The sequence below is a fragment of the Flavihumibacter sp. UBA7668 genome (genome assembly GCF_002483205.1).
In the GTDB taxonomy this organism is placed as follows: domain Bacteria; phylum Bacteroidota; class Bacteroidia; order Chitinophagales; family Chitinophagaceae; genus Flavihumibacter.
Map to the genome: position 1 here is coordinate 1 of NZ_DLHM01000001.1, position 25530 is coordinate 25530.

A 25530-nucleotide genomic window follows, 5' to 3' on the forward strand; every position below is an offset into this window, starting at 1 on the left:
CTCGCGTTCCAGTAATTCCATTTCAACAATTCCACTCCGGCATCGCCATTTCATTAATCCTTCCTCGCGTTCCAGTAATTCCATTTCAACAATTCCACTCCGGCATTGCGATTCCTTTAACTCTATTATGTCGAAATAGTGATTGACAAATATTTCAATTCAATTCCACCGTTTTTTATCAATCAGGAGCTTCCCATATTTCCCCCTGGTCAAACTTCCCAAGCTGTTCCTTTATCTATTTATGCTTTCGGTCTTTCCTATTCTGCCTGTTGATTTTGCCTCAGGTTCCTTTCGTCTTTACTTCTTGTTCTGTTTGTCTTTGCTATTCTTCCTGTCAGTTTTGCCTCTGGTTCCGTATGTCTTTACTGCTTGTTCCTTTCCCGTTCGTCTTTACTACTTGTTCATTCGGTCTTTGCAGTTAGTATGTTTGGTTGTTGCCTTATGATCTGCGTTCGTCTTTGCCTCTTGTTCTGTTTTTATTTACTTGTTCTGTTTTTTTCTATATCGGATGCCCGTTTTTCTTCAGGTTCTTCCACTTTCGGATCGCCACTTTTAACTTTATACTTTTAACTTTTTACTTTCTCAAGCATCCATTTCTCCCGCTATCAGATTCAAGCTACTCAGCGTAATAATTGCATCACTCAGCATTGCTCCTTCACTGATTTCAGAGAAGGCCTGGTAATAAATAAAGCAGGGTCTTCTGAAATGCAGCCTGAATGGAGCGCGGCCACCATCACTGATCAGGTAGTATCCCACTTCGCCATTGCCACCTTCCACTGCCTGGTACACTTCGCCTTTTGGCATATCGATTTCTCCCATGATGATTTTAAAATGCCAGATCAGGGCTTCCATCTTGGTATAAACATCTTCTTTTTTCGGAAGATAATATTCGGGAACATCGGCATGATAAATGGTGGCTTCTTCACCTTTGAACTCCTGTACTTTGCGATAAGCCTGCTCGATTATGCGAAGACTCTGCCACATTTCCTGGTTCCGAACCAGCCAGCGATCGTAATTGTCTCCAGTGGTTCCAACGGGAATTTCAAAATCAAAATCTTCGTAGGAAGAATAGGGGGATGTTACACGAACATCATAATCAACTCCGGTGGCACGCAGGTTTGGTCCGGTGAAACCGTAGTTCAGCGCCCGATCTGCTGCAATGGCACCGGTACCCATGGTTCTTTCCATGAAGATGCGGTTTCGTTGGAACAGGGTTTCGAATTCTTTCAGAACAACCGGATATTCTTTCAGGAAACGTTCAATTTTTTCGAATGCGGTATTGGTGAAATCACGTTCAAATCCGCCTATACGGCCAATATTGGTGGTAAGGCGGCTGCCGCAGATTTCTTCATAGATTTCATAAATCAGTTCACGGTACTGCATCACGTAGAGGAAGCCGGTAAAGGCACCGGTATCCACCCCAACGATGGAATTACAGATCAGGTGATCGGAGATCCGGGCGAGCTCCATAATAATTACGCGTAGATAATCCACTCGCTTGGGCGTTTTCACGCCCAGTAATTTTTCGCAGGTGAGGTGCCAGCCCATATTATTGATGGGGGCTGAGCAATAATTCAATCGGTCGGTAAGCGGTGTAATCTGATAAAGTGGCCGTCTTTCTGCAATTTTTTCAAATGCCCGGTGAATATAGCCTACTGTTTGTTCAGCTGACACGATTCGTTCACCATCTACTTCCAGGATATTCTGGAATACACCGTGGGTGGCGGGGTGAGTTGGGCCAAGGTTCAGCGTCGTGGTTTGTTTTCCGATAGAGCCTTCCGGAAGCCTGACGTGCTGCTGTTCTTGTTGTATAATTTCTGACATTGCTGTCTTGTTGTTTAAGGTGTTGGTTAGTTCTTGAAAATACCGGTTCAGATGCTTCCGCCTCTGCCGAACATTTCATCGTCCTTATCAATACGAGTCTGATCTTCCAGTGGGTATTCCTTTCTTAGCGGGAAATAATCCATTTCCTCCACATTCAATATCCGCTTCAGATTCGGGTGCCCCACGAAATTGATTCCATAGAAATCATAAGTTTCTCTTTCCTGCCAGTTGGCCGACTGATAGAGGCTGGTTGCAGTAAATACATCCGGCTGCTGCACATCGGTGAACACTTTCATCCGGATCCTTACATTTTCCGCCATATTGTGCAGGTGGTACACAACAGCCAGTTCACGACCCTTCTGATCTGGATAATGCACCCCGCAGAGATCGGTCAGGAATCGAAAAGCGAGGTCCGGATCATCCTGCAGAAACTGCATCACTTTCAGGTTCAGGTCCTTGGGCACTTCGAAGGTCAGCAGTCCATATGGTTCTTCCACATTTGAGATGGACTCTCCAAATTTTTCTGTTAATCGCTGTGTGATATATTCGTTCGTCAAAACCATGATGGTAATGCTGATTTGTAATTATTGAATACCGTAGGATTCGAGTAAAGCTTTGTACCGGTCTCCGTTTCTGCGACGCAGACTTTCATTCCCCACCAGTTCCTGAATTTTCATAACCCCGTCGATGATCGCTTCCGGGCGGGGAGGACATCCTGGAACATATACATCTACCGGAACCACCTGATCAATGCCCTGTAATACAGAGTAGCTGTCGAATATTCCTCCGGAAGAGGCACAGGCTCCAACGGCAATTACCCAGCGGGGTTCTGCCATTTGAAGATAGACCTGTTTTACAACAGGTGCCATTTTTTTAGCGATGGTACCCATTACCATCAGGAGATCACACTGGCGGGGTGAGAATCCCACCCGTTCTGAACCAAACCGGGCCAGATCATAGTGAGAAGCCATGGTGGCCATGAATTCGATTCCGCAGCAGGATGTAGCGAAAGGTAAGGGCCAGATGGAATTTTTCCGTGCTAATCCAACGATGTCGCTGAGCTTGGATGCAAAAAACCCTTCTCCCATGTGACCATCGGGCAATTCGCCCATGGTAACGATCTTACCACCTTCATTTTTTACATTAAACTGAACCGGACGTGCCATAAGTTGCTTTTTTAAATTAGTCCTCCCATTGGAGGGCACCTTTTTTGATGATGTAATAGAACCCACACAAAAAGAACCCCACAAACATCAATACAGCGAGGAAGCCATTCCATCCTAACTCCCTGAAATTCACGGCATAAGGATAAAAAAAGATAACTTCCACATCAAATAATACAAACAGGATGGCCACCAGAAAATACTTGATGGCTACGGGCTGGCGGGCATTTCCTACTGCGTCAATTCCACTTTCAAAGTTGGCTAACTTATCACTTGTTTTACGTGAGGGACCAAGTAAATGGGTACCTCCAAGGGTCAGAGCAACAAATCCCAGCGCAAACAGTAACTGAATGGCTATGGGCAAATAATTGGTTGTGGTATTGGATGCAACCGCAGTTTGTAAGAAAAAAATATTCATGCTTTTGCTGTTGTGGGGCAAAAATAAGATAGCCTGCCAAATAAAACGCGGAACATTGAAAATAAGTTCATTGCATTCGATTTAAGGGCACTTATCAACGAAAAAAGGCCTTCGGAGCGTATCCGAAGGCCTTCCTATTAGATTTAATTTAATCTGATCGGCTAATTTCCTGATGAAGCGGAGGGTTTGGCACTTCCTCCCGAACTACCCGCTTTCTTATTTACTGCTTTGCTCAGAATGTCTTTGATTTTAACAGCTGTTTCATTAGCCGGATCAATAGCCAGCACTTTCTCGATGTATTCGAGTGCTTTTGCCGGATCCTTTTTAATGTCATTATGGTATTGAACCAGGTAGAAATAAGAGGATACTGCCTGTCCCTTGTATTTGGCAGCGTCCAGACTAAGTGACATTTCACCTAACTTTTCATAATGTGGTACAGCTAATCCCTGCGCCATGGTGGTATCCATTGCCTGGTTTGCTCTGGCCCTCCAGAGGTAGCCAAATATTTCATTGGGATATTTTTCTGTATAGATTGCAAAAATTGAATCGGCCTGAGGATACTGCGCAGCCTGATAATTAGCGAAGCCCCAATTATACAGGTCCACATTGTTGGGATCCTTTTTTGTTTTAAAGAGTTCACCCAGGTATTTTGCTTCCATTACACGGTTACCGGTTTTTTTAGCCAGCGCCGCAGCATTGGTCATCAGTTCCAGTTTGGATTCCATGGCAGTATCCATAGCGATGGCTTTATCGTAATTGGACATAGCCTGCTCTTCATTACCGGGGAATTTAGCCAGGGTATTTGCCAGGAATTCATAATCCTTTGGTACAAAACCTTCTTCCTTCTGTTTAGCGAAATACTGCTCCAGGAATTTTTTTGCATTCAGAGAGTCTTTTTTCTCATCATAAGAATAGGCGATGAGTTTGTAGTATTTCGGATCAGCCTGTTCACCGAGTTTGGCTATGAAACCATTCGCTGTGCTGATTGCTTCGTCATAGCGACGGGAAGCATAGAGGATAGCGGTTTTTTCATAGTCGTTTTCAGGTGAAGGATCGGAAACAGCCAGGTATTTATCGTAATAATCCTTGGCTTTGTTGATATCGCGACTGAAATAATAATAATAGAGATCGTAAACAGCCGGCGCATAATTGGCATCCAGGCGAATCGCATCTTCAAATGCCGGTATAAAAATATCGGAGTTTTTCTGCGTCAGGTAAATGCGGCCGATACGGTGTTTCGCTGCTGCCAGATTGGGATTCAGTTCCAATGCTTTCTGGTAATTGGTTACCGCGCTGCCGCCATCCACTTTTTTGCGATAGGCATCACCCATTATCAGGTAAGTCTCCGCATTATTGAATTTCTTAATCTGAGTAGCCTGTGTGAGTTTTTCAATAGCATAATCAGAGTCACCGTCTTTTGCATTTACAACGGCACGACCAATGGCATTAAAAATATCAACATCTTTTGATTTGGTGAGACTGATCGCCGTTTCAAAACGTTGTTTTGCTTCTTCTTTTTTGCCATCCATTAATTCCATATGACCGGTACCTACCAGCAGCAGGGGTGCATTACCGTTAGTGGAGAGTGCTTTCTGATAAACGGCGCGGGCACCCACGGTATCTTTCATATCCAGTAAGGTCTGACCCAGCCAGTAAGTAGCCTCAATATTATTGGGGTTGGCTGCCAGTACTTTTTCCAGTTCATCTTTTGCACTCTTATAGCGCTCATAATAATAAAACTTCTTTCCCTGGTCAACACTCTGCGCAAACAGTGCATTGCTACACATTACTGCGGCCACTACCAGACTGTAGAGGTATTTCTTCATTCGTTGCTGTTTTTAGTCGTTAGTCGGATGATAAAAATATTAAAATAATACAGATTACTCGTCTATTCCTGCATTTCTTATCTCAAAGGCCATTTTTGCCGGCCAGAGATAAGCTCTGCGGAAAATCAGCTGTCCTCTTTCATAGATGAGAAAATTCGCGAATCCACTGCCCAGCCCTTCATAATTTTCTTTTAAAATGTAATGCAATCCGCGTACCAAAGGATAACGGCGGGTAGCTATATTGGCCTGATAAGGCTTAACATAGGCGTCATCCGGACAAATTTCACATTTTAAAGAGGCGATGGTAACTTTTTTCTGAAAGCTGAGTTGAACGGGATCGTCGTTGTTGCCGATCCAGCTAACACCGATAAAACCGATGGCGTCTTTGTTTTTGGAAACATAATCGATTACCCCTTCGCTGGAAGTGGCGGCGGTTACTTCTTTGCTTAGTTTATCGCCTCTGAGGATGGAATCAATAGCGAAACGGACGGTACTGGTGGCGGTAAGTCCGTCCATAACCGGCCTGAATTTATAACCACTGGTTCCGTTCAGGATTGATTTCAGGTCACTGCGATCGAGCAGGGAATCCTTATTGGAGGGGTGCACGATTATGGTAACCGCATCAAATGCAGCCCTTCCCTGAACGGGGATAAATCGCAACGTATCTTTCAGACGTCTTTCCTCAATAGGTAAAAGTTTGCGGGTAACAATGACCATGCGGATACTGTCTACCAGCAGGTCTTTCAGACATTCTGCCTCGGCTTTGTAATGCGCAATGATTTTTGCTTCGGGGTTGGAGGATTCGAATACTTTAATCTGTGAATCAATAACAGGTTTAAAGGATTCGTCCACGCTGATATGAATGGTTCCTTTGGTTGCGGTATCTCCTCTGTAAACAACCGGCTGGTTGTTACAGCGAATGAACGCGAACATTGCCACTACCACGGTGATCTGTACTTTCCAACGCCTATGCATACACGATATCTTAATTCTTATTCGGAATAATAATTTTTCTGGTAACCGCGATAAATTCGCCAGGCTCCATACACAATACAAAGTCCGGAGAAGAAATATTTAAAAAATGGTTCCATTTCGAAATCAAAGCCCAGTTTTTCAGAAAATAAGAAGAAGAAACCAAAGGTCAGTATGAGTACACCCATGCCATAATCGAGGATGGATCGCATCAGACTGTATTGCTTTCTTCTTTTATTTTGTGGATCAATAGCCATGTTAAGCTGCTTTGTTTGCGTTGGGCAATTTAGGAAAAATATGGGGTTCCCCTTTCACTACTCTTCGGGGGTTTCAAAAATTATGGGAATATTGAACCAAACGGCAACGGTATTACCATTTTGTATACCCGGATTCCACTGGGGCATTTTCTTTATTACGCGCATAACTTCCTGATCGTAGGGGTCTCCACCGGATTGGGTGAGCTGAATCCCGGTTATTTTTCCATTAACATCCACCACGAAGCGGGCGATTACTTTTACTCTTTGTCCGGGTTCCAGTCCATCCTGGGGTTTAAGGTTTCTGGAGAGCCAGCGTTGGAGGGCACTTAATCCACCCGGGAAACTGGGCATTATATCGGCAGTTTTGAGAATTTCCGGTGTTTTTTCTACTTCCGGCTCGATGGGGGCGGCACCTGTTCCAGAGCTTTCAGGGGCTGGTGGACGGGTGATATTATCGGATAGAGGTCCGTCCTGTGAGATGGTTGAGATGACTTTATTAACCAGGTCATCCATTTCGGGGAGCGGATCGGTGTGTTGATCATCCGGTACAATTTCAGGGGCTACGTATTGTTCAGATGCTGCAGGTGGCGGTGGTGGAGCAGGTGCGGGAGGTGGCGGAGGATCAACAGGTGTGGCCGGGGGCGGGATAAAATGATGGTCATCTGTAAGTATGATAGGGCCGCTCAGGAGTTTGGGGCTTGGGGGTTGCAGCAGAAAAAAGTTGGCTGCCAGTACCAGGACGGCCATTCCGCCCATTGCTATTAATAAACGCTGCGGGTATTCCCGTCTGAGCGTGTAGGCGCCGTATTGTTTGTTGCGGTTTTCGAAAAGAATGTCAAGCGCATCGCTGCGGAGAATGGTAGAAGGTTCCATACTGATTAAGTTTAGTTTGGATAAATAAGGAACGCAGCGCTGTGTTGAGATAGAGATGCAGGGGTTACAACTTTCCATAAGGGAATCTGTCCTATTTTTGCCGCCATGAAGATTTTGATGGTCTGTCTCGGGAATATTTGCCGGAGTCCGCTGGCAGAAGGAATATTACAGGCGAAAGCTGCAGCAGCCGGACTGGATTGGGAAATTGACAGTGCAGGCACCAATGGATACCATGTGGGGGAAGCGCCGCATCGCCTTTCACAAAAAGTAGCTTTGCACAATGGGATTGATATCAGCCTGCAAAGAGCGCGCCGGTTCCGGGCGGCGGATTTTGAGGAATTTGATCTGATTTATGCCATGGCGGAGGATGTGGTGGAGGAAATGAAGTCGATCTCCCGCCAGCAATTCGATGGTTCCAAAGTGGATTTACTGATGAATGAATTGCATCCCGGGCAGAACCTGGATGTTCCTGATCCCTGGTATGGAACCGAGCCCGGCTATCATGAAGTGTATGCCATGCTTGCTGCGGCCTGTGATAAATTGATTGAAAAACACCAATAGAACAATAATGTCGAAACCTTCCCTGCCTTCGGGCACGCGTGATTTTGGTCCGGATACCGTTCGGAAGCGTACCTATATATTAAATACGATCAAATCCGTTTTTGAATTGTATGGATTTCAGCCGCTGGAAACTCCGGCGATGGAAAATCTGGATACCCTGATGGGCAAATATGGAGATGAAGGGGACAAACTCATCTTCAAGATACTGAACAATGGGTTGAATGATCCGAAAAATATGGATAAGGCGCGGGCAGCATTTGATCAGGTGCTGGCGGGTAAAAATGATAAAAACCTGACGGAACGGGCCCTGCGCTATGATCTGACGATTCCGTTTGCGCGATATGTTGCCATGAACCATGGGCAGCTGGCATTGCCATTTCGCCGCTATCAGATTCAGCCGGTTTGGCGGGCTGATCGTCCGCAGAAAGGCAGGTATCGCGAATTTTATCAATGTGATGCGGATGTAGTGGGGAGCCGGAGCCTGTATAATGAAGTGGAATTGACATCGATTTATGCAGCTGCATTTCAGCAGTTGGGTATTCCGGTTGAGATCCGGTTGAATAACCGAAAAATTTTAGCTGCTTTAGCGGAACATTGTGGAGGTGCGGAAAAGATGATGGATATCACGATAGCAATTGATAAGCTGGATAAAATCGGGATGGAGAAAGTGAAGGAGGAATTGGTGGAACGGGGACTGGATGAGGCGCAGGTGAACGGGATTGAAACCTATTTAAAGATTGAGGGGTCGAATGAAGAAAAGCTGGCGGCGGTGGAAGCCTTGCTTGGCTATCTGGAATCGGCTCGTGTGGGTTTGGAGGAGTTGCGATTTGTATTGGGATTGTATGACGAAACGCGCGCTTCGGTTGCTGCTACAGGTGGGGTTGATTTGGTTTGTGATTTTACGTTGGCGCGGGGATTGAATTATTATACCGGGATCATTTTTGAGATTCGTGCGGTTGGGGTGAAGATGGGCAGTATTGGTGGTGGTGGCCGCTACGATGATCTGACCGGATTATTTGGGGTTCCGGATATTCCGGGTGTGGGGATCAGTTTTGGGGTGGATCGGATATACGATGTGATGGAGGAGTTGGGCTTGTTCCCTGAAACGGTAGCTGCGGGAACGGAGTTTTTGTTTTTCAATCTGGGGGAGGCGGAGAGTCGCCGGGCTTTTGCGTTGATGCAGGAATTGCGTGCATTGGGTCGGCGATGTGAGTTGTATCCCGAAACGGTGAAGCTTCAGAAGCAGTTCAAGTATGCGGATCAGAAAAAAATTCCTTTTGCGATTTTTTTGGGCAGTGATGAGCTGGCTGCGGGTACCCTCACGGTAAAAAACCTGCTAACCGGTGATCAGTGGAAGCTTCCTACCCAAGGTGTCAGACAGGTGTTAGAACTGTGTTAGAGAGGTGTCAGATACGTGTTAGAACGGTGTTAGTACACAGTGCTAACATGTATCTGATACCTGTCTGACGTTTAAGCCCTGCGTACTTTCAGGGAATGGATAGCCTGATCGAAGAGTTTGGCGCGGTCGGGTTCTACATAGTCGTAGCCGATGATAAAACAGTCGCGGACGGTCCGTCTCCAATTGGTGCCATTGGAATGTTTTCCGCTCCCCTCCTCTCCCATTGATTTCTTTAAATCGCTAAGTGTAGCGGAAGTGCGTTCAACCGCAATTACAGGATTTAATTCCTTGTCTTTACAGGCTATAAAAAACTCTGCCCCGTCTTTGTAATGAAAGGTGCGAATCAGAACGCCATTCTCATCCCGATGATGCGATTCTGATTGATAACCATCCGGAATAGAAAGTACCAGCTTTCGATGTTGCAAGCCTTCCGCATAAGCATATTCTAATTTGTCGGTCTCCCGCATGACACTGCAGGAGCTGGTGGCAGTAATTGCTAGTATTAGCAACATACTGCGCAGGGGTGATTGCTGAATCATTGTACAAGGTGTTGATGTACCGGTAAATTAAAAGGCAACACCTGCAGAAGAAAGTGAAATAAGGATGAATGCGTTCGACAAGATAATTTATAACTCAAAAATTATTGCTGCTCCCTGTCCAACGCCAACACACATGGTAGCCAATCCAAGAGTTGCACCGCGCCTTTTCATTTCATGAAGTAGGGTTGTTGCAATCCTGACACCACTGCATCCCAATGGATGACCCAATGCAATTGCTCCACCATTTACATTTACTTTATTCGGATCAAGTCCCAATTCCCGGATACAGGCAATGGATTGTGATGCAAATGCTTCATTCAGTTCAATCAGATCCAATTGTTGTTCGGTTATTCCTGCGCGTTGTAATGCTTTCTTCGTTGCTGGAACCGGCCCAATTCCCATAATGGATGGATCAACCCCTGCTACTGCCATCGAACGAATCTTCGCAAAGGGCTTTAAACCATATTTTAAAACAGCATTTTCGGTTGCCAGTAAGATGGCCGCTGCACCGTCGTTGATTCCACTGGAATTTGCCGCGGTTACTGTTCCGTCTTTTATAAACGCAGGTGAAAGTGTTGCCAATTTTTCAAGCGGACTCAAGCGGGGATGTTCATCCTTATCAAAAATTGTATCTTTTTTTCCCGGAATCGGAACCGGAATAATTTCATCCTGAAATTTTCCGGTCTCCCAAGCGTTCTGGTATTTCGTTTGGCTGTCGAATGCAAACTGATCCTGATCTTCCCTTGAAATATTCCACTGACGGGCTACATTTTCAGCTGTCTCCCCCATGGAAAACGGATGATACAGGGCAGCTAAAGCCGGATTGGTGAATCGCCATCCGATAGTGGTATCATAAATTTCGGATTGTCTCGACCAGGCAGTTCCCTGTTTGGCCATGACAAATGGGGCTCGGGTCATACTTTCAACACCACCCGCAATAATGAACTCGCCATCGCCATTTTGAAGGGCCCGTGCTGCATCCATAATGGCCTGCAAGCCGGAGGCACATAAACGATTCACGGTGGAACCCGCCACAGAAACCGGTAATCCGGCCAGCAAGGCAGCCATTCTTGCCACATTCCGATTATCTTCTCCAGCCTGGTTGGCGGCACCCGCAATTACTTCTTCAATGGCAGCCGGCTCAACAGAAGGATTTCTTAGAAGCAATTCCCTTATAATAAATGCTAGCAAGTCATCGGGACGTACGCTACTTAATGCTCCCCCATATTTACCTATGGGCGTTCGAACGGCATCAATTATATAAACTGTGTTCATAAACTAAAGATAGGATTCCGTCGCCTTCAGGTAAAAAACAGCAGTATTCATTTTTGAGCTGGCTTCTCCCAACTTACTTCGTATACTGGTCAATTTATAGTATCGATAAATCCAGGTTAAAACTCCAACAGGCAACACAATGTAAAAAAGAAAAGATGGCTGGGTAAAATACGATATAAGAAAACCGATCATTTAAGAGCCTCTGAATTTCCTGTGTTCTGTTAATGGCTGTTTTGGAACTAATGGATAAACTGGTGGAAGAATTCATATAACAATCTTTTCCTATTTTTCAGGTTAAGGTATCCCGAACATTTTTAAATTCCAAGCACCCGTCGGGTACCCTCTCCTTCCTCCCTCCTCCCTTCCCCTCTCCCTTCCCCTTCCTCCCCTTATCTTTGCAGGATGTTAAAGCTGGCAAAACCGAATATCAGGCAATTATCCCGGGAGGAACTGGATGCGTATTTCAAGGAAATGGGAGAAAAAGCTTTCCGGGCTAAACAGGTGTATGAATGGATCTGGACCAAACAGGCGTTGCGCTTTGAGGACATGACCAACCTCAGCAAGGAGCTGCGCACCAAACTGGCTGAATCCTTCAGTCTGCCTGCTTTAACCGAAGACCTGAGCCAGCATAGCTCTGATGGAACCGTTAAAAGCCGGTTCCGCACGGTGGATGGCCACCTGGTAGAAGGAGTGCTGATACCGACCGATGACCGTAAAACAGCCTGTGTATCCTCTCAAATCGGCTGTTCCTTAAGCTGCAAATTCTGCGCTACCGGCTATATGGATCGCAAACGCAACCTGGAATTTGATGAAATTTTCGATGAAGTAGTCCTCATCAACAAACAAAGCGAAGCCGTTTACGGGAAAAAACTAACCAATATCGTATTTATGGGCATGGGCGAGCCCCTGCTCAACTATAAAAACGTACTAAAAGCAATTGAAAAAATTTCTTCTCCCGACGGGCTGGGTATGAGTCCGAGAAGAATTACCGTTTCCACCGCAGGTGTTGCCAAAATGATCAAACAATTGGGCGATGACCAGGTTCGGTTCAAACTCGCCCTTTCCCTGCATGCTGCCACTGATGCGAAACGTCACGAGATCATGCCGATCAATGATACCAATGATATCCAATCGCTGGTGGAAGCCCTCAATTATTTCTACCAGAAAACCGGCAATGAAATCACCTTTGAATATATTCTTTTCAAAGATTTCAACGATAGTCTGGAAGATGCTGCGGAGCTGGTTAAACTTTATCGTCGTGTACCTGCTGATCTCATCAATATAATCGAATACAATCCAATTGACCTGGCACTGTTTGAAAAACCTGATGAGGATAAGACCATGCAATTCATGCAATACCTCGAAAAACACCGGGTGAATGTTCGACTCAGAAGAAGCAGGGGGAAGGATATTGATGCGGCATGCGGGCAGTTAGCAAATAAGTGAAAGGTGAAAGGTGAGAGGTGAAAGAGGGAAGTGTTAAACAGATGTTAGAAGTATACTATTGCGCGGGGGGTAATTAAACCCGGAAGTCCTGTTTGGGTCCTATATGAAACGAACAGGAAATGAAAAAAATCTTACTACTTACCCTGATGGGATTGGGCATTCTGAGCATACAGGCGCAGGATAGCACCCACCACAAATCATCCGATAAAAAAGTTCCGTTACACGAGCGTAAAGCAAGGAAAGCCGGTATAATGCAGCGTCAGCCCGGAATACATCGGATGGATTCGGTTCTGCAATTGACAGAAGCCCAAAAAATCAAACTCAAAGAACTCAACGAAGAATACCAGCAGAAGCGAATGGCTGTGTATACCCCTGAGCAAAAAGCAAAACTGGAACAATTTCAGAAAAACAGGCAACACAGAATGAAACAGGGCAGACATCAAAAAGGCCCGATGGTATCCAATCTGACTGAAGAACAAAAATCAACTATGCGAACCATGCGGGAAAAACAACGTGAAGAAGCCGCTCTGATTAAAGCCAATACAGCACTATCAGAGGCAGAGAAAAAAACAAAGTTGAAAGCCCTTCATGAAGCTAATCGCGAAAATATGCGCCAAATCCTGACTCCTGAACAACTGGAGCAGCTAAAAAAGCGCTCAAAATCACCTATGGACGGTCCGGCCCGATAAATCAACCCCTGGAAAATACAAAAGACAGCCATCCCGGCTGTCTTTTGTATTTTTGCGATTCCTGTTGAAAAACAGCAAATACAAGAACATGAAAAAAGCTACAGGTTTCGAGAAATTCGCAAACAAGAAAAAAGCGGGTACCGTAAAAGAACAATACCGCCAGGAAAGAAGAGTTGAAAAGAAAGAAAGGTCGCAGGCCATTGATGAATCCTTCGAAGAAAAGCGAAAAGTAAAATTTGAGAAAAGAAATCTGCCCATTGCCGGTAGTCAGGGGAATCGCGCTGAAACAGGAGCAACTGTTGTAGCTTCTGGTCCCATGCCCTTAAATAAATTCATTGCCCATGCAGGGGTTTGCGCGCGCAGAGATGCAGCAGAACTCGTAAAGTCTGGAGTGGTAACCGTGAATGGTCAGCCTATCAGTGAACCGGGATTTAAGGTGAGCGAAAAAGATGAAATCAAGGTAAAAGGAAAGCGCATCACTATTACAAAGAACCTGATTTACATCTTACTAAATAAACCGAAGGATTATATCACTACTACGGAAGACCCCCAGGGTAGAAAAACCGTACTTGATCTCATCAAAACAGCCACCGCTGAGCGGGTTTATCCGGTTGGCCGTTTGGACCGTAACACCAGTGGGGTATTGCTTTTAACCAATGATGGCGAGCTGGCCCAAACCTTATCCCATCCCAAAAATCAGGTAAAAAAAATCTATGAGGTAAAACTCGATCGGCCTCTAACCAAGGCAGATTTTGAAGCCATTGCCCATGGTATTATCCTGGAGGACGGATTTGTACAACCGGATGCCATCGGGTATGCAGATCCACGAGATAAATCAGTAATCGGAATAGAAATTCATAGTGGACGAAATCGTATTGTGCGACGCATCTTTGAACATTTGAAATACGATGTAAAAGGGCTGGACAGAGTCACCTATGCCGGATTAACCAAAAAGAATGTAAATCGCGGCAAATGGCGATTACTAACGGAGAAAGAAATCAGATTATTGAAACATTTCAATAAAGACACTAAAAAACCAGCACCGGCAGCAGAAAAACTGATCAGTCCGGAGCCTACAGCAGCAGGAAGTTTTAAACCAGCTGGCAAATCAGCAAGACCATCCAGACCAACTGACCGTACAAAAACAGGAGGCAGCTCCCGACCGGCAAGGACGTCCAAGCCTGCGGGAACTTCCAAAGCAACACGTACCAAATCATCCGGCAAATAAGATGAAATCCATTCGTACAGCCATACTACAGGAGAATTCGGATTGGGTAGCTATCAATAAAGAAGCTGGCTTGCTTTCGATTCCGGACAGAGAACAATCAAGCCCTTCACTCAAAGACCTTCTCCTCAGAGAATATGGTTCCATTTATACCGTTCACCGGCTCGACAGAGAAACCAGTGGTGTCATTCTCTTCGCCAAAAATGAACAGAGTCACCAGTTTCTGTCCAAACAATTTGAAGAACGTTCAACTGTAAAAAAATACAATGGACTGGTGCTAGGGAAAGTGTACGAAGCGGAAGGAAGCATAGATGTTCCAATTGGCCCGCATCCCGGCAAACCCGGACAAATGACGGTCATCAGAAAAGGAAAACCTTCCATCACCTTATTCAAAACTCTAGAAAGTTTTTCAATGTACTCCTGGATGGAATTTACCATTCTAACGGGAAGAACACACCAGATCAGGGTACATATGCAGCATTTCGGACATCCGATAGTTTGTGATCCTTATTATGGTGATGGAAAACCTTTTTTGCTATCAGGCATCAAGAAAAAATTCAAACTGGGAAAGGATATATTGGAAGAACGACCCTTATTAAACAGATTGGGGCTGCATGCGAGTTCATTAAGTTTTACTGATACCAATGGTGCACTTGTTGAACTGCATGCTCCATTGCCGAAGGACTTGCGGGCAAGCCTTCAGCAATTGGAGAAGCAGGATTGATTATTTTTTCAACAGTTCCATTTTTTCAGGATTCCATAAGATGGCTTTATCCTGGCGATAACTGTCGTTACACAATAAGGCTGGAGCGGCAGCGCGATAGCCAAATACCGCATCTTCTGCAACTTTTCCATTTTTGCGAATCGCTTCAAAGAAATTTACAAAGTGATCGTACGGTCCGCCTTTGTATCCTTTCTCTGCACTGAACTTAAATTCCTGCGGAGGAAGAATCCGTTTTCTTCCACCCACTTCTTTTCCTGCTTTGCGCATCTGTTCAATAAAAAACGGATCATCTGAAGTAACTTCTTTGTTACGTTTCACGGTAACATCATCCCAGGTAATATCCATCGATCCTTCACTACCAACCAGTTTCAGGAAGGTTGTACCACTGGTACCATCCACAAAGTTGCAACGCAGGGAAAGATTAAATGCCGGATGTGCTTTCTGTACACCGTAGTCAAAGGTTCCCAATAAAACATCGGGGACTTCTCTGCCATCTTTCCAGTAACGGAGTCCACCGGAAGAATACACTTTATTCGGTCCCAGAGAATCTGTTATGAAATGTAAACTTGAAAACAGGTGTACAAACAAATCACCCGACATGCCCGTACCATAATCGGTATAATTTCTCCAACGGAAAAAGCGGGTTTTATCAAAGGGACGTTTGGTTGTATTACTGATAAATGTTTCCCAATCGAGTGTAGCGGGTGATGCATCATCCGGAATCGGATATTGCCATGCTCCGAGCGGAGAATGACGAGCCCAGAAACCTTCTGCATAATTCAACTCGCCAATAGCGCCATCTTTCAATAGTTCCTTTGCTTTTTCATTACCGAGGGAGGATACACCCTGACTTCCTACCTGGAAAATTTTTCCGGACTCCTGCTGGGCTTTAATAACAGCCGGACCTTCACCAATGGAATGCACCATTGGTTTTTCACAGTACACATGTTTACCGGCTTTCAGACTATCAATAGAAATCTGCTGATGCCAGTGATCAGGTGTTGCAATAATTACAGCATCAATATCTTTTCTTGCCAGGATTTCTTTATAACTGCGGGTAGTGGCGATAGCCGAGCCCCAGCGTTCTTTCGCTTCCTTCAAACGACCATCATATAAATCACAAACAGCCACCAGTTTAATGCCCGGCACCTGCAATGCAGTGATTGTATCCTGAACACCCATACCACCTGCACCGATGAGGGCGATATTAATCTGATCGTTGGCATCGAAACCGGATTTTGAACGAATGGACTGTACCCAAACATTTTTCTCCTCTGCAGCCATTGCTACATTACCAACCGCCAGTGCTGCTGTTGCAGCTGCCATATTACGCAGAAAACCTCTGCGCGAAGCTTGTTCTTTCTTACTCATGCTTATTTTATAATTCAGTAATACGAATATTTTTCCAACGAACTTTAATTCCACCGCCATCATGGATCTGCAGTGCAATAAAACCTTCACCAGCACCAATCTTTGCATCGGTAATATCAACCATCTGGTGTCCGTTCAGGAAAGTGGTCACTTTATCTCCCCGAACGAGGATCCGCATATCATTCCATCCGTTTGCATTTAGTTTTGATTCATCTTCCGGTTTTGGTTTGATCAGCCATCCCCTTCCATAGGACTCATAAATACCGCCGGTATGTTTGTCCTGAGGTGCAACTTCCACCTGCCAGCCGCTGATTTTGGTGCCTTCAATTCCCGAACGGATAAACACACCACTGTTGCCATTGGCTTCCAGTTTGAATTGCAGATTAAGTTCAAAATTTTTGTAGGCTTTTTTGGTGGAAAGGTATCCGTATTGTTTATCCGGACCACTTTCGCAAATCAGTTCACCATTTTCAACATACCATTTTTCAGTACCATGGATAGTCCAGCCTTTCAGGTTTTTGCCATTGAAAAGCGATTTTGATTTTTGTGCCAGCATCGTGCTACTCATACAGATGGCCAGCAGGAGAATTGCAGTATATTTCATGCTCCCAAATTAAGCAATGCGGGAGGAACTTTAAACCGTAAAAATAAAATTGATGCTAAAATTTTCAGATCAATCGATTGCGCTATTCGCCTTTTCCCTTGCTTCCTGTTTTTCTTCGGTAGTTGCTTCCGGAGCTTCCTGCATTTTTTCCAAAGCAGGCTGGTATTGCAATTGAATAAACATGGGAAAATGATCGGAACCCACATGAGGCATGCGTTTCATGGCAATCAAACCAAAATCTGCGGAGCTGAATATATAGTCCAATGGAAAACGCATGAACCAGTAATTGGCAGAAAAAGTGCTGTAAAAACCTCTGCCTCTTCTTGGATCCAGGAGGCCACTTGTTTTGCGGAATAAATTAGTTACATAACTCCAGGCTACATCATTGAGATCACCCATCACAATCACGGGAAGTTTTTCTTTTTCTGCCCGCAGGGCTACTTTCATAAGCTCTTTATCTTTCGCGGTGGACCTGTCATCCTCTCCGGGTACGGGTGGTTTGGGATGAAGTCCCCAAATTTTAACGGGTTGTCCGGAAGGCAGTTCTACTTCCAGTTCAACAGAAGGAACGTCCGATTCGACGAGGTAGTTGATTTCCGCTTCCCGGAAAGGAAGGTGGCTGTACAAAAGCAATCCATAGGTATTAGGGAGCGGTTCTTTCAATGTATGCGGGTGAGTTTTCGCAAATGCAGCATCCATGGCCGATTCCCATCCCTCGTCGGTTTCAAGCAAAAAAAACAGATCCGCATGGGATTGCTGAATCTGTTGTATTACCCGATTATAGGCTTTATTATCCTGGTATACATTGCAGGTATAAATGCGAATCTGATTAGATGTATCGGCCGAACGAACAGCAAGCACTTCTTTTTTTGCAAGTGGCAGATAAGGCCAGATCAGATAAATCAGGTAGCCGATTGAAAGCAATAAAAAAATAAAGGTGAGATGATGTGATAACCGACCATAATCCCCCCCTACTATCCAGCAAATTGCCAGGGCTATAATGATAACCAATTTTTGGTACCGCGGATATTCGCAGATACGGAAAATCCAGTAATCGTGTTTAACGAAAGGAAGCACCACCGTAGCGATCATCAGCCAGGAAAAAATCAGTAATACCGTCATAGCTTAATTTCTTCGAACAATTTTTCCATCCTTCATCACAAGATGAATTTTACCCATTGCATGGATATCTTTTAAAGGATCAGCATCCAATGCAATAATATCTGCCAGTTTACCTGATTCAATTACACCAAGTATTTCAGCAGCTCCTAACAACTCTGCTGCATGTATTGTCGCGGCCCGTATGGCTTCCATAGCGGGCATGCCTGCTTCTGTCATATAAACGAATTCCATCCAGTTTTTACCATGTGCAAATACACCGGCATCCGTTCCGAATGCGATTTTAACTCCTGCTTTGTAAGCTTTTGCAAATGTAGCCTGTAACTGAGGTCCGGTTGCCAATGCTTTGGGTGTTACGATATCGGTATAATAACCCGGAATTTTTGCACTGTCAGCCACTGATTTTCCTGCAGTAATGGTTGGCACATACCAGGTTCCATTTTCTTTCATCAGCCGGATCGCTTCATCATCCAGAAAAGTGCCGTGTTCAATGGAATTTACTCCGCCGATAATTGCTCTTTTAGCTCCTTCTGCACCGTGTGCATGTGCGGCTACCCGGAAGCCATAATCTTTTGCGGCAGTTACGATGGCCCGAATTTCTTCCATGGTGAATTGCGCATTGGCACCGTCTTTCGCCTGACTAAGAACACCTCCGGTTGCGGTAATTTTTATCAGATCGGAACCATCCTTGTATCGTTGCCGAACGGCCTGATAAGCATCGGCAACGCTGTTGATTACCCCTTCTTTTGGTCCGGGGTCACCTGCCAGATCTTTTCTATACCCATTAGTCGGGTCTGCATGTCCGCCGGTGGTTGCAATTGATTTTCCGGCAGTAAAAATCCTGGGACCTTCTACCTGTCCTTTGGCGATGGCATTCCGCAAGGCGATGTTCACTCCTGAACCGCCCAGATCTCTAACTGTTGTAAAACCAGCATACAGCGTAGTTTTGGCATAACCTATAGATTGAAATGCGATATCAGGCGGATTAAGAACAAACCGTTCAGCAGCCCCGCCTTTTTTTGTTTCTGATTCGAGGTGAACATGCATATCAATCAACCCCGGAAGAACCGTTTTGTTTTTCAAATCAATTATCTGATCTGAGCTATTCGGTTGAATATACCCGTTACGAACATCCGTAATTTTATTTTTCTCCACGATGATGGTCATGGAATTCAGCATTTTGCCTGATTTTACATCCACCAACTGGCCACAATGTAAAATTGTTCGTTGGGCGGCAGTGCAAAAGCAAATGAGTAAAGCTGTCTTTAAAAGAGAAAGTTGTCGCATAAAAAAAGGATAGTACATGAATATACTATCCTTTTTTAAAGATTACTGAATTTGTCCGGATGCCTGCACATTGGCACCATTGAGGAGCTTGAGCGTATAACCGGTTCTTCCGGTTAAATCAGCATAAGAAATAGCCTGGTTGGTACTCAACTGAAGCACGGGATTAATTAGTACCCTGGCAGATCCACCATTAATTTCACCGAGGTTAGCATACACCAGTTCACTGTCTGTGGATTCGTCGTAGGTAACAATTACAGCATTGAAACGCGCCCCATTGATCCGGAACGCCTGCGCCAGATTGATTTCAACGGCTGCATTTCCATTCGATTGTTCCAGAATCCGAAAAGTACCGGCAGACTGAGATGAACCGGAAGAAAGATTGACAAGCTGATAGGTTTCATTTTGCAATGCAGGTCCATCCTCATCATTTTTGTTACAACTGATCAAAATAATTGCCACACTGAGCAAACTAAGGAGGCTCATCCATTTCCATTTCATTTGCATAGGTTATCATTTTGCAATAGGTAAGCCTAAAATGATACCAAGTTTAACTGACCGGGTAATATATGCTGGAAGCAGATTGCTGCTATTTTGTTTAATGAAGGAATGCCACCATTTGGGGAATGGAATACACATTAAAAAACCCGGCACAGTAACTGTACCGGGTTCCACAACTTAAGAATTTGACTAGTCTTTATTTGGCTGAGGGGTATAACGCAAATAGGGTTTTACCACTTTAACACCTTTTGGAAATTTTTTAATGGCATCTTCTGTGCTTACTGAAGGAACCACAATCACATCTTCCCCGCTTTTCCAATCAGCCGGTGTAGCCACGCTGTAATTGGCGGTCAGTTGCAATGAATCAATAACACGCAGAACTTCATAGAAATTACGACCGGTAGATGCCGGGTAAGTAATCATCAGTTTTACTTTTTTATCAGGACCAATTATAAAAAGAGATCGAACGGTAAAGGTTTCTGATGCATTGGGATGGATCATACCATACAGATTGGCAACTTCCTTACTTTCGTCTGCAATGATGGGGAAATCAACCGTACAATGCTGGGTTTCGTTGATATCGTTTCTCCAACCCAGGTGTTTATCGAGTGGATCCACACTCACTGCCAACACTTTTACACCGCGTTTTTCAAACTCCTGTTTCAATAAGGCAGTTTTGCCCAGTTCAGTTGTACATACGGGTGTGTAATCGGCAGGATGTGAAAACAACACACCCCAACTATTACCCAGGTATTCATAAAAATCGATTTCACCTTCTGTAGTTACGGCTTTGAAATTTGGTGCCGCATCACCTAAACGTAGACTCATATTTTTGAATTTAGTTGTTCAATGGGCTGCTAAAATACTGAATTCCTAGTAATTTGATAGGGGTTTCTAGGAATTTTTTGTGCCTCCTGCCTTAAAAATAGCTGATTTCCCAAATTTTGTTTTGACAGAATCGATGGCTTTATAGAGATCGGCCTTTCGGTTCATGTCCTGAAAGAGATTGGTTTGCCGGGCTTCATCGGTTAATTCACTTACCCGAACACCTAATAACCGAACCGGCTGACCTTTTCGATAGAGTTCTTTAAATAATTGCTTTGCCTGAAGGATAAGTTCGTCGTCATAGAAGGTATAGGGTATGGATGTTTGCCGGGAGCTTGTTTCAAAATCGGGATAGCGGATTTTTACGGCCACACATCCGGCCATTTTATTTTCCTGACGAAGTTCATAGCCCAGTTTTTCAGCCATTCTAACCAGTTCCTGTTGAAGGGTTTCCAGATCGGTTAAATCCAGTTCGTAGGTATTTTCAGTGGAAATGGATTTGGCTTCCTGCCAGGGGGCTACTTCGCTGGTATGAATTCCCTGCGCTTTTTGCCAGAGATCCAACCCGTGTTTGCCTAGTTGCTTTTGAAGTAATTGAGGTTTTGCCTGACGAAGTTCATAAATCGTTTCGATACCCAATTGCAGGAGGTTACGAAAGGTCTGATCACCCACACCCGGGATTTTATCAACCCGCATTGGATCAAGGAAGGCCTGTTCTGCACCGGGTTCAATCTTTTTCCAGCCATTTGGTTTGGCTTCATTGGTAGCCATTTTAGCCAGCATTTTATTGGGGGCCAATCCGAAGGAAATGGGCAATTGTGTGGTATCCATTATTTTTTGTCGCAGGCCCATTGTCCACTGAAGAGGATTGAAGAAACGATCCATTCCGGTGAGATCGATGTAGAACTCATCGATCGAGGCTTTTTCAAACATGGGTGCTGCGCTGGCGATAAGATCCGTTACGATTCTGGAATAACGGCTGTATTCGCCCCTGGTTCCGTTCACTATAGTGAGGGTGGGGCAAAGCTGCTCGGCTTTACGCATAGGCATGGCAGATTGAATACCGAATTTTCTTGCTTCATAACTGCAGGCTGCTACCACCGATCGGTCGCCTTTGCCTCCAACCACCAGTGGCAATCCCTTCAGTGATGGGTTCAGCAAACATTCCACCGACACAAAAAATGCATCCAGGTCAAAATGTGCAATCCAGCGGGGCGGTTGATTCATTCCCTAAAGGTACAGAATCCTTCACCGGTCGGGTGCCACCGGTCGGGTGCCACCCGACCGGTGGCACCCGACCGGTGGATCAGGGAAGGAGTTGGAAGACAGCTTTAATCGGCAGGTGATCTGATCCATAGGAATGGGTGGTCAGCACACTGTCCTGCAAGCGCTTCAACCGGCTGTTGGTATAAAAAATATAATCGATTTTTTTATTGGGTTTCAGAACAGGGATGGTAAATGCATCCGGTGAACCAGCAGAACGATAACGGCCTTCAATCAATTGAATACTCTCTTCTTGCGGAACTGCATTGAAATCACCGGCAACAATCACCCGATTTCCACTAAACGGATTCAGGTGTTGGAGAAAAGCGCGTGCCTGAGCCAATTTTACCTCCTTGTTTTTAAAATCGAAATGGGTGCATCCAAAATACAGCGGCTCACCTCCAACTTCCACTTTTGCTACCAATAATTTGCGGGGTTCGGTTTGAATCCCCTCAATATTCGGCAATTCATAACTGGTTGTTTCAAGTAGCGGGAATTTGGAAAGTATGCCGATTCCATAAGCACCACCTCCATAAGGAATGGTACGTTCAAACCGGTAATACATACCCAGTATATCAGCGAGAACTTTCAACTGATCCACTTTGTTATTTCGGGTGGTAACGCTGTCCAGTTCCTGAACCGCCACCAAATCGGCACCGGAAGACCGTATTGTTGCAGCTATGGTATCCAGGTCAATGAAACCAGCTTCCCTTGTAGGTGGATTTCCATGGTGAATATTATAACTTAAAACGATCAGCTGTTTACCGGAATCAGTGCCCTTTTTCCCTGTTGTAGCACAGGCAAAAAGGAAAACCAATCCAGCCAGAAAAATCCAATTATTTTTTTTCATCTTGCTTATGGATAATTAAACAATGATAAGGGATTGTATTTTAATCGCTGGTTTTCTTCCGGAACTTTTATATCCAGTGTGATCGTTGCATAGGCTCCGTTAACCTCGTAATTTTTCACCAATACAATACCAAAAGAGAAATTATAAATCGGATCCCATCTGCCCCATCCAATATAAAATCCCTGTCCCACATTGAAGACATTATTGGTACGGCGATTGGTTTCATAAATATTATACTGCTCCCCACCTTCTGACCTTGGAGCAGCAACTTTATTGGCAACATGTTCCATCAGTTGGGTATCCCATTCCAGTGTATCAAATGAAACGGTATTGACACTGGCTCTATTAGCAGTTACAAGTGTATATGGTGCTTTATCCCAACCCTGCATATAAGGAGCAAGCGCATTGGCATAAGCAGCACCTGCTACAAATACAGCGGGCGGCATAATATTATTGCTGGTGGCAGTGTATTTAAAAAATCCCAGATCAATCACTTCATCAAACGGAACAGCTTCCGATGCTTCAAACACATGTGGTTCCTGATAGGCGGAGAAGAAGTTTTTCTTACCCGGACCAATTTCTGTAGTCAGAACAATATTTCTAAATACTTTCAACGGATTATAAATGGCACCAATCTGGTATTCCATTTCAGCCTGTTTACCACCCTCGTTGGTTCCGGAAATCCGGATGGCTTCAATTTCTTTTTCTCCCAAAAAATCCAAACTGAAAGAAAACTCATCAGCCGGTGTTCCAATTGGCAAATCAACAGAAGTTCCATATATACCATTTTTCTTTATGGCATAAGAAAACTGCGTAATAGCTGTTCCGGAAAATACCGTACCACTGATAGTGTTCTGAATCGTAGCATAAAGTTTATCAATTTTATCAGAACCGGTTGACAAACTGATCACTACCGCATCATCCTGAACATTTCCGATTTTAAAGGTATCCCGCACTACTGCTTCATATTCATTCACTGTTGTCAGAATTATTCCGGATAATCCTTTGACCACTTCAACGCCAATAGCAAAGGGCGCATTGTTTGGATTGGTAATCGGAACAGCCATTTCAGCAGAAACCGTGTTATCAATGATGGTCTGGTATTGAATGGATTGAAGTTCAAATTCTGATTCAACTGTACCTTCAATCAGCAGATTCTTTCCTTCAAAAACAGATTCTCTTTCTGAAATTCCATCTTTGAACTGAATGGATTGAATGGAACGGATATTATCTGTGGCGATATGAATTTCGCTGTTGTTATGGAACCGGTCGAATACAATCACTACCAGTTCTCTGAAATTTTCCGTCACTTTAAAACGGATGGTATCAGTCAGCTCCACCGGCAGGTCTGCCGGATCATTATTAACGGTGTTTCCTGAGCTGGTTCCGTTGGAGGTATTGGTGATTAAATAATAAGCCAGCCTTTTGATACCTCCTTCAGCACGAACAGTTACAGGTATAGCGAGTTCCTCACCGGCATTCAGTCCGTCTAATGCCGTATACTTTTCTTCAATGGTTATAACAGGTTTAGCTACCCTGTTATCGTCCTTTTTATTACAAGCTGCAACTAGTACTATAACAGCTATGCAAATATATCCGGTTATCTGTTTCATGAATTTGCTGTTTAACGGTTAATGGTTAGTTCACTTACCAACGGCAGATGATCCGATGCAAAAGTTTCCATCACAACTTTGTGCGACTGTACAGAAAATGCATTGGAAGGCCGGTAAGCCAGGTAATCAATGATGGAGTTTGCATTATTGGAAGGAAATGTGTTCGGACAATTTCCTGTGATACAGGTACGTGTAAAGCTATTGTCAAATATGGAAAAAAACGGAGCTGCAGTAGGCTGTTCATTCAGATCACCCCCCATTAGCAGAGGCAGTTTGATTGCCGATGCAATATTCACCAGCTCCTTTACCTGGAGCAGTCTGGAGTCTGCACTATTATGTTGCAAGTGTGTAACCATTGCAACCAATGAATCCCGGCCAGGCAAATCGACTTGTGCAAAACCTACCACTCTCTGCTCTTCCCCTGCGGTTCCTTTTGGCAATAATTGCTTGCGGATATTACTTAGCGGATACTTACTCAGAATTGCCACGCCATAAAATCCCTGCCCCACATTCGTGGCAGAGAAAAACGCCACATTCATCTGCGTCATAGCACCCAGTTCAGCCGACTGATCCTTGTTATACCCATTGCGTCCGGTATTTTTATCTACTTCCTGCAGCAGCACGATATCGGGCTGTTCTGCATTGATAACAGCAGCAATGGCCTGCATGTTTACCACACCTGGAGTAGAAGGCGGAACTGCTGCATGGATATTATAACTCATGAGTTTTATTTTACCCAATAGTGGCTGATCCTCGTTATTACCGCCATAATCATCCACATTATTCACCAGTTCCACATAGGTAGGTGGTTTATTGGGCAAATAGGGGTCTTTATTGCAGGCAGTGGTTCCGAGCACAAGCGCCAGCAAAAAACCATATCCGTATATTTTAATTGATTTCATATCAAAT

The 25530-nt window shown here is 44.5% G+C and carries 26 protein-coding genes; 6 read left to right on the top strand and 20 right to left on the bottom strand.

The features are described from left to right. Positions 1 to 582: 582 nt before the first annotated feature. The 8 genes from B2746_RS00005 to B2746_RS00040 all read right to left on the bottom strand — a co-directional run bounded on the left by B2746_RS00005 (position 583) and on the right by B2746_RS00040 (position 7333). Positions 583 to 1824 (bottom strand): NADH-quinone oxidoreductase subunit D, encoded by a 1242-nt coding sequence (locus B2746_RS00005; protein ID WP_290789391.1) that lies wholly within the window; start codon positions 1822 to 1824, stop codon positions 583 to 585. Between the two features lie 47 nt (positions 1825 to 1871). After that, positions 1872 to 2387, bottom strand: coding sequence for an NADH-quinone oxidoreductase subunit C (locus B2746_RS00010; protein ID WP_290789394.1), 516 nt, complete (start codon positions 2385 to 2387; stop codon positions 1872 to 1874). 21 nt (positions 2388 to 2408) lie between these two features. Continuing rightward, on the bottom strand, positions 2409 to 2990 hold the full coding sequence (locus B2746_RS00015) for an NADH-quinone oxidoreductase subunit B (RefSeq protein WP_290789397.1): 582 nt from the start codon (positions 2988 to 2990) through the stop codon (positions 2409 to 2411). A 16-nt stretch (positions 2991 to 3006) separates the two neighbouring features. Next, positions 3007 to 3405, bottom strand: a complete 399-nt coding sequence (locus B2746_RS00020) for an NADH-quinone oxidoreductase subunit A (protein ID WP_290789400.1) — start codon at positions 3403 to 3405, stop codon at positions 3007 to 3009. A gap of 161 nt (positions 3406 to 3566) precedes the next feature. Next, entirely contained in the window at positions 3567 to 5231 is a 1665-nt protein-coding gene (locus tag B2746_RS00025; RefSeq protein ID WP_290789403.1) for a tetratricopeptide repeat protein, read from the bottom strand. Between the two features lie 54 nt (positions 5232 to 5285). Then, positions 5286 to 6206, bottom strand: a complete 921-nt coding sequence (locus tag B2746_RS00030) for a PstS family phosphate ABC transporter substrate-binding protein (protein ID WP_290789406.1) — start codon at positions 6204 to 6206, stop codon at positions 5286 to 5288. A 17-nt stretch (positions 6207 to 6223) separates the two neighbouring features. After that, positions 6224 to 6460: a hypothetical protein gene (locus B2746_RS00035; protein WP_290789408.1), complete on the bottom strand. Its 237-nt coding sequence runs from the start codon at positions 6458 to 6460 to the stop codon at positions 6224 to 6226. Positions 6461 to 6517: 57 nt separating this feature from the next. Next, a complete protein-coding gene (locus B2746_RS00040; RefSeq protein ID WP_290789411.1) occupies positions 6518 to 7333 on the bottom strand; it encodes an energy transducer TonB in 816 nt (271 codons plus the stop codon). A gap of 105 nt (positions 7334 to 7438) precedes the next feature. Here B2746_RS00040 and B2746_RS00045 point away from each other — a divergent pair, with 105 nt between their 5' ends. Together B2746_RS00045 and hisS are read left to right on the top strand one after the other, a co-directional pair. Then, the gene (locus tag B2746_RS00045; RefSeq protein WP_290789414.1) at positions 7439 to 7894 is read left to right on the top strand and encodes a low molecular weight protein-tyrosine-phosphatase; all 456 of its coding nucleotides are present in this window, start codon (positions 7439 to 7441) and stop codon (positions 7892 to 7894) included. A 7-nt stretch (positions 7895 to 7901) separates the two neighbouring features. Then, positions 7902 to 9293 (top strand): histidine--tRNA ligase, encoded by a 1392-nt coding sequence (gene hisS, locus B2746_RS00050; RefSeq protein WP_290789417.1) that lies wholly within the window; start codon positions 7902 to 7904, stop codon positions 9291 to 9293. Between the two features lie 71 nt (positions 9294 to 9364). Here hisS and B2746_RS00055 read toward each other — a convergent pair whose 3' ends face one another. Continuing rightward, complete coding sequence (locus B2746_RS00055) at positions 9365 to 9832, bottom strand: hypothetical protein (RefSeq protein ID WP_290789420.1); 468 nt, start codon at positions 9830 to 9832, stop codon at positions 9365 to 9367. Positions 9833 to 9919: 87 nt separating this feature from the next. Further along, on the bottom strand, positions 9920 to 11107 hold the full coding sequence (locus B2746_RS00060) for an acetyl-CoA C-acyltransferase (RefSeq protein ID WP_290789423.1): 1188 nt from the start codon (positions 11105 to 11107) through the stop codon (positions 9920 to 9922). A 402-nt stretch (positions 11108 to 11509) separates the two neighbouring features. Here B2746_RS00060 and rlmN point away from each other — a divergent pair, with 402 nt between their 5' ends. The 4 genes from rlmN (at position 11510) to B2746_RS00080 (ending at position 15191) form a co-directional block, all read left to right on the top strand. Further along, positions 11510 to 12553 (top strand): 23S rRNA (adenine(2503)-C(2))-methyltransferase RlmN, encoded by a 1044-nt coding sequence (gene rlmN, locus B2746_RS00065; protein WP_290789426.1) that lies wholly within the window; start codon positions 11510 to 11512, stop codon positions 12551 to 12553. 119 nt (positions 12554 to 12672) lie between these two features. Next, entirely contained in the window at positions 12673 to 13242 is a 570-nt protein-coding gene (locus B2746_RS00070; protein WP_290789429.1) for a hypothetical protein, read from the top strand. A gap of 88 nt (positions 13243 to 13330) precedes the next feature. Next, entirely contained in the window at positions 13331 to 14470 is a 1140-nt protein-coding gene (locus B2746_RS00075) for a pseudouridine synthase (RefSeq protein WP_290789432.1), read from the top strand. A gap of 1 nt (position 14471) precedes the next feature. Then, a complete protein-coding gene (locus B2746_RS00080) occupies positions 14472 to 15191 on the top strand; it encodes an RluA family pseudouridine synthase (RefSeq protein ID WP_290789434.1) in 720 nt (239 codons plus the stop codon). Here the strand turns inward: B2746_RS00080 and B2746_RS00085 are convergent, their stop codons facing one another. The 10 genes from B2746_RS00085 to B2746_RS00130 form a co-directional block, all read right to left on the bottom strand. After that, complete coding sequence (locus B2746_RS00085) at positions 15192 to 16562, bottom strand: Gfo/Idh/MocA family protein (RefSeq protein ID WP_290789437.1); 1371 nt, start codon at positions 16560 to 16562, stop codon at positions 15192 to 15194. A gap of 7 nt (positions 16563 to 16569) precedes the next feature. Further along, a complete protein-coding gene (locus B2746_RS00090; RefSeq protein WP_290789442.1) occupies positions 16570 to 17166 on the bottom strand; it encodes a 3-keto-disaccharide hydrolase in 597 nt (198 codons plus the stop codon). 69 nt (positions 17167 to 17235) lie between these two features. Next, positions 17236 to 18288: an endonuclease/exonuclease/phosphatase family protein gene (locus B2746_RS00095; protein WP_290789445.1), complete on the bottom strand. Its 1053-nt coding sequence runs from the start codon at positions 18286 to 18288 to the stop codon at positions 17236 to 17238. Between the two features lie 3 nt (positions 18289 to 18291). Beyond that, on the bottom strand, positions 18292 to 19464 hold the full coding sequence (locus tag B2746_RS00100) for a metal-dependent hydrolase family protein (protein WP_290789448.1): 1173 nt from the start codon (positions 19462 to 19464) through the stop codon (positions 18292 to 18294). 150 nt (positions 19465 to 19614) lie between these two features. Further along, positions 19615 to 20070, bottom strand: a complete 456-nt coding sequence (locus B2746_RS00105) for a hypothetical protein (protein WP_290789451.1) — start codon at positions 20068 to 20070, stop codon at positions 19615 to 19617. Positions 20071 to 20259: 189 nt separating this feature from the next. Continuing rightward, on the bottom strand, positions 20260 to 20898 hold the full coding sequence (locus tag B2746_RS00110; RefSeq protein WP_290789454.1) for a peroxiredoxin: 639 nt from the start codon (positions 20896 to 20898) through the stop codon (positions 20260 to 20262). Positions 20899 to 20964: 66 nt separating this feature from the next. Next, a complete protein-coding gene (gene dinB / locus B2746_RS00115; RefSeq protein ID WP_290789457.1) occupies positions 20965 to 22122 on the bottom strand; it encodes a DNA polymerase IV in 1158 nt (385 codons plus the stop codon). A gap of 79 nt (positions 22123 to 22201) precedes the next feature. Further along, entirely contained in the window at positions 22202 to 23008 is an 807-nt protein-coding gene (locus B2746_RS00120; protein WP_290789460.1) for an endonuclease/exonuclease/phosphatase family protein, read from the bottom strand. A 5-nt stretch (positions 23009 to 23013) separates the two neighbouring features. Further along, on the bottom strand, positions 23014 to 24621 hold the full coding sequence (locus B2746_RS00125) for a hypothetical protein (protein ID WP_290789463.1): 1608 nt from the start codon (positions 24619 to 24621) through the stop codon (positions 23014 to 23016). A gap of 11 nt (positions 24622 to 24632) precedes the next feature. Further along, positions 24633 to 25523, bottom strand: coding sequence for an endonuclease/exonuclease/phosphatase family protein (locus B2746_RS00130; RefSeq protein ID WP_290789467.1), 891 nt, complete (start codon positions 25521 to 25523; stop codon positions 24633 to 24635). Positions 25524 to 25530: the final 7 nt, after the last annotated feature.

Bases quoted from the DNA above. Each gene is read 5' to 3' on its own strand.
- B2746_RS00100 (WP_290789448.1), bottom strand. From the start codon at position 19,464: ATGCTGAATTCCATGACCATCATCGTGGAGAAAAATAAAATTACGGAT.
- rlmN (WP_290789426.1), top strand. From the start codon at position 11,510: ATGTTAAAGCTGGCAAAACCGAATATCAGGCAATTATCCCGGGAGGAA.
- B2746_RS00125 (WP_290789463.1), bottom strand. From the start codon at position 24,621: ATGAAACAGATAACCGGATATATTTGCATAGCTGTTATAGTACTAGTT.
- B2746_RS00120 (WP_290789460.1), bottom strand. From the start codon at position 23,008: ATGAAAAAAAATAATTGGATTTTTCTGGCTGGATTGGTTTTCCTTTTT.
- B2746_RS00040 (WP_290789411.1), bottom strand. From the start codon at position 7,333: ATGGAACCTTCTACCATTCTCCGCAGCGATGCGCTTGACATTCTTTTC.
- B2746_RS00030 (WP_290789406.1), bottom strand. From the start codon at position 6,206: ATGCATAGGCGTTGGAAAGTACAGATCACCGTGGTAGTGGCAATGTTC.
- B2746_RS00060 (WP_290789423.1), bottom strand. From the start codon at position 11,107: ATGAACACAGTTTATATAATTGATGCCGTTCGAACGCCCATAGGTAAA.
- B2746_RS00070 (WP_290789429.1), top strand. From the start codon at position 12,673: ATGAAAAAAATCTTACTACTTACCCTGATGGGATTGGGCATTCTGAGC.
- B2746_RS00090 (WP_290789442.1), bottom strand. From the start codon at position 17,166: ATGAAATATACTGCAATTCTCCTGCTGGCCATCTGTATGAGTAGCACG.
- dinB (WP_290789457.1), bottom strand. From the start codon at position 22,122: ATGAATCAACCGCCCCGCTGGATTGCACATTTTGACCTGGATGCATTT.
- B2746_RS00035 (WP_290789408.1), bottom strand. From the start codon at position 6,460: ATGGCTATTGATCCACAAAATAAAAGAAGAAAGCAATACAGTCTGATG.
- B2746_RS00105 (WP_290789451.1), bottom strand. From the start codon at position 20,070: ATGAAATGGAAATGGATGAGCCTCCTTAGTTTGCTCAGTGTGGCAATT.
- B2746_RS00025 (WP_290789403.1), bottom strand. From the start codon at position 5,231: ATGAAGAAATACCTCTACAGTCTGGTAGTGGCCGCAGTAATGTGTAGC.
- B2746_RS00130 (WP_290789467.1), bottom strand. From the start codon at position 25,523: ATGAAATCAATTAAAATATACGGATATGGTTTTTTGCTGGCGCTTGTG.
- B2746_RS00075 (WP_290789432.1), top strand. From the start codon at position 13,331: ATGAAAAAAGCTACAGGTTTCGAGAAATTCGCAAACAAGAAAAAAGCG.
- hisS (WP_290789417.1), top strand. From the start codon at position 7,902: ATGTCGAAACCTTCCCTGCCTTCGGGCACGCGTGATTTTGGTCCGGAT.
- B2746_RS00095 (WP_290789445.1), bottom strand. From the start codon at position 18,288: ATGACGGTATTACTGATTTTTTCCTGGCTGATGATCGCTACGGTGGTG.
- B2746_RS00085 (WP_290789437.1), bottom strand. From the start codon at position 16,562: ATGAGTAAGAAAGAACAAGCTTCGCGCAGAGGTTTTCTGCGTAATATG.
- B2746_RS00080 (WP_290789434.1), top strand. From the start codon at position 14,472: ATGAAATCCATTCGTACAGCCATACTACAGGAGAATTCGGATTGGGTA.
- B2746_RS00015 (WP_290789397.1), bottom strand. From the start codon at position 2,990: ATGGCACGTCCGGTTCAGTTTAATGTAAAAAATGAAGGTGGTAAGATC.
- B2746_RS00005 (WP_290789391.1), bottom strand. From the start codon at position 1,824: ATGTCAGAAATTATACAACAAGAACAGCAGCACGTCAGGCTTCCGGAA.
- B2746_RS00045 (WP_290789414.1), top strand. From the start codon at position 7,439: ATGAAGATTTTGATGGTCTGTCTCGGGAATATTTGCCGGAGTCCGCTG.
- B2746_RS00010 (WP_290789394.1), bottom strand. From the start codon at position 2,387: ATGGTTTTGACGAACGAATATATCACACAGCGATTAACAGAAAAATTT.
- B2746_RS00055 (WP_290789420.1), bottom strand. From the start codon at position 9,832: ATGATTCAGCAATCACCCCTGCGCAGTATGTTGCTAATACTAGCAATT.
- B2746_RS00110 (WP_290789454.1), bottom strand. From the start codon at position 20,898: ATGAGTCTACGTTTAGGTGATGCGGCACCAAATTTCAAAGCCGTAACT.
- B2746_RS00020 (WP_290789400.1), bottom strand. From the start codon at position 3,405: ATGAATATTTTTTTCTTACAAACTGCGGTTGCATCCAATACCACAACC.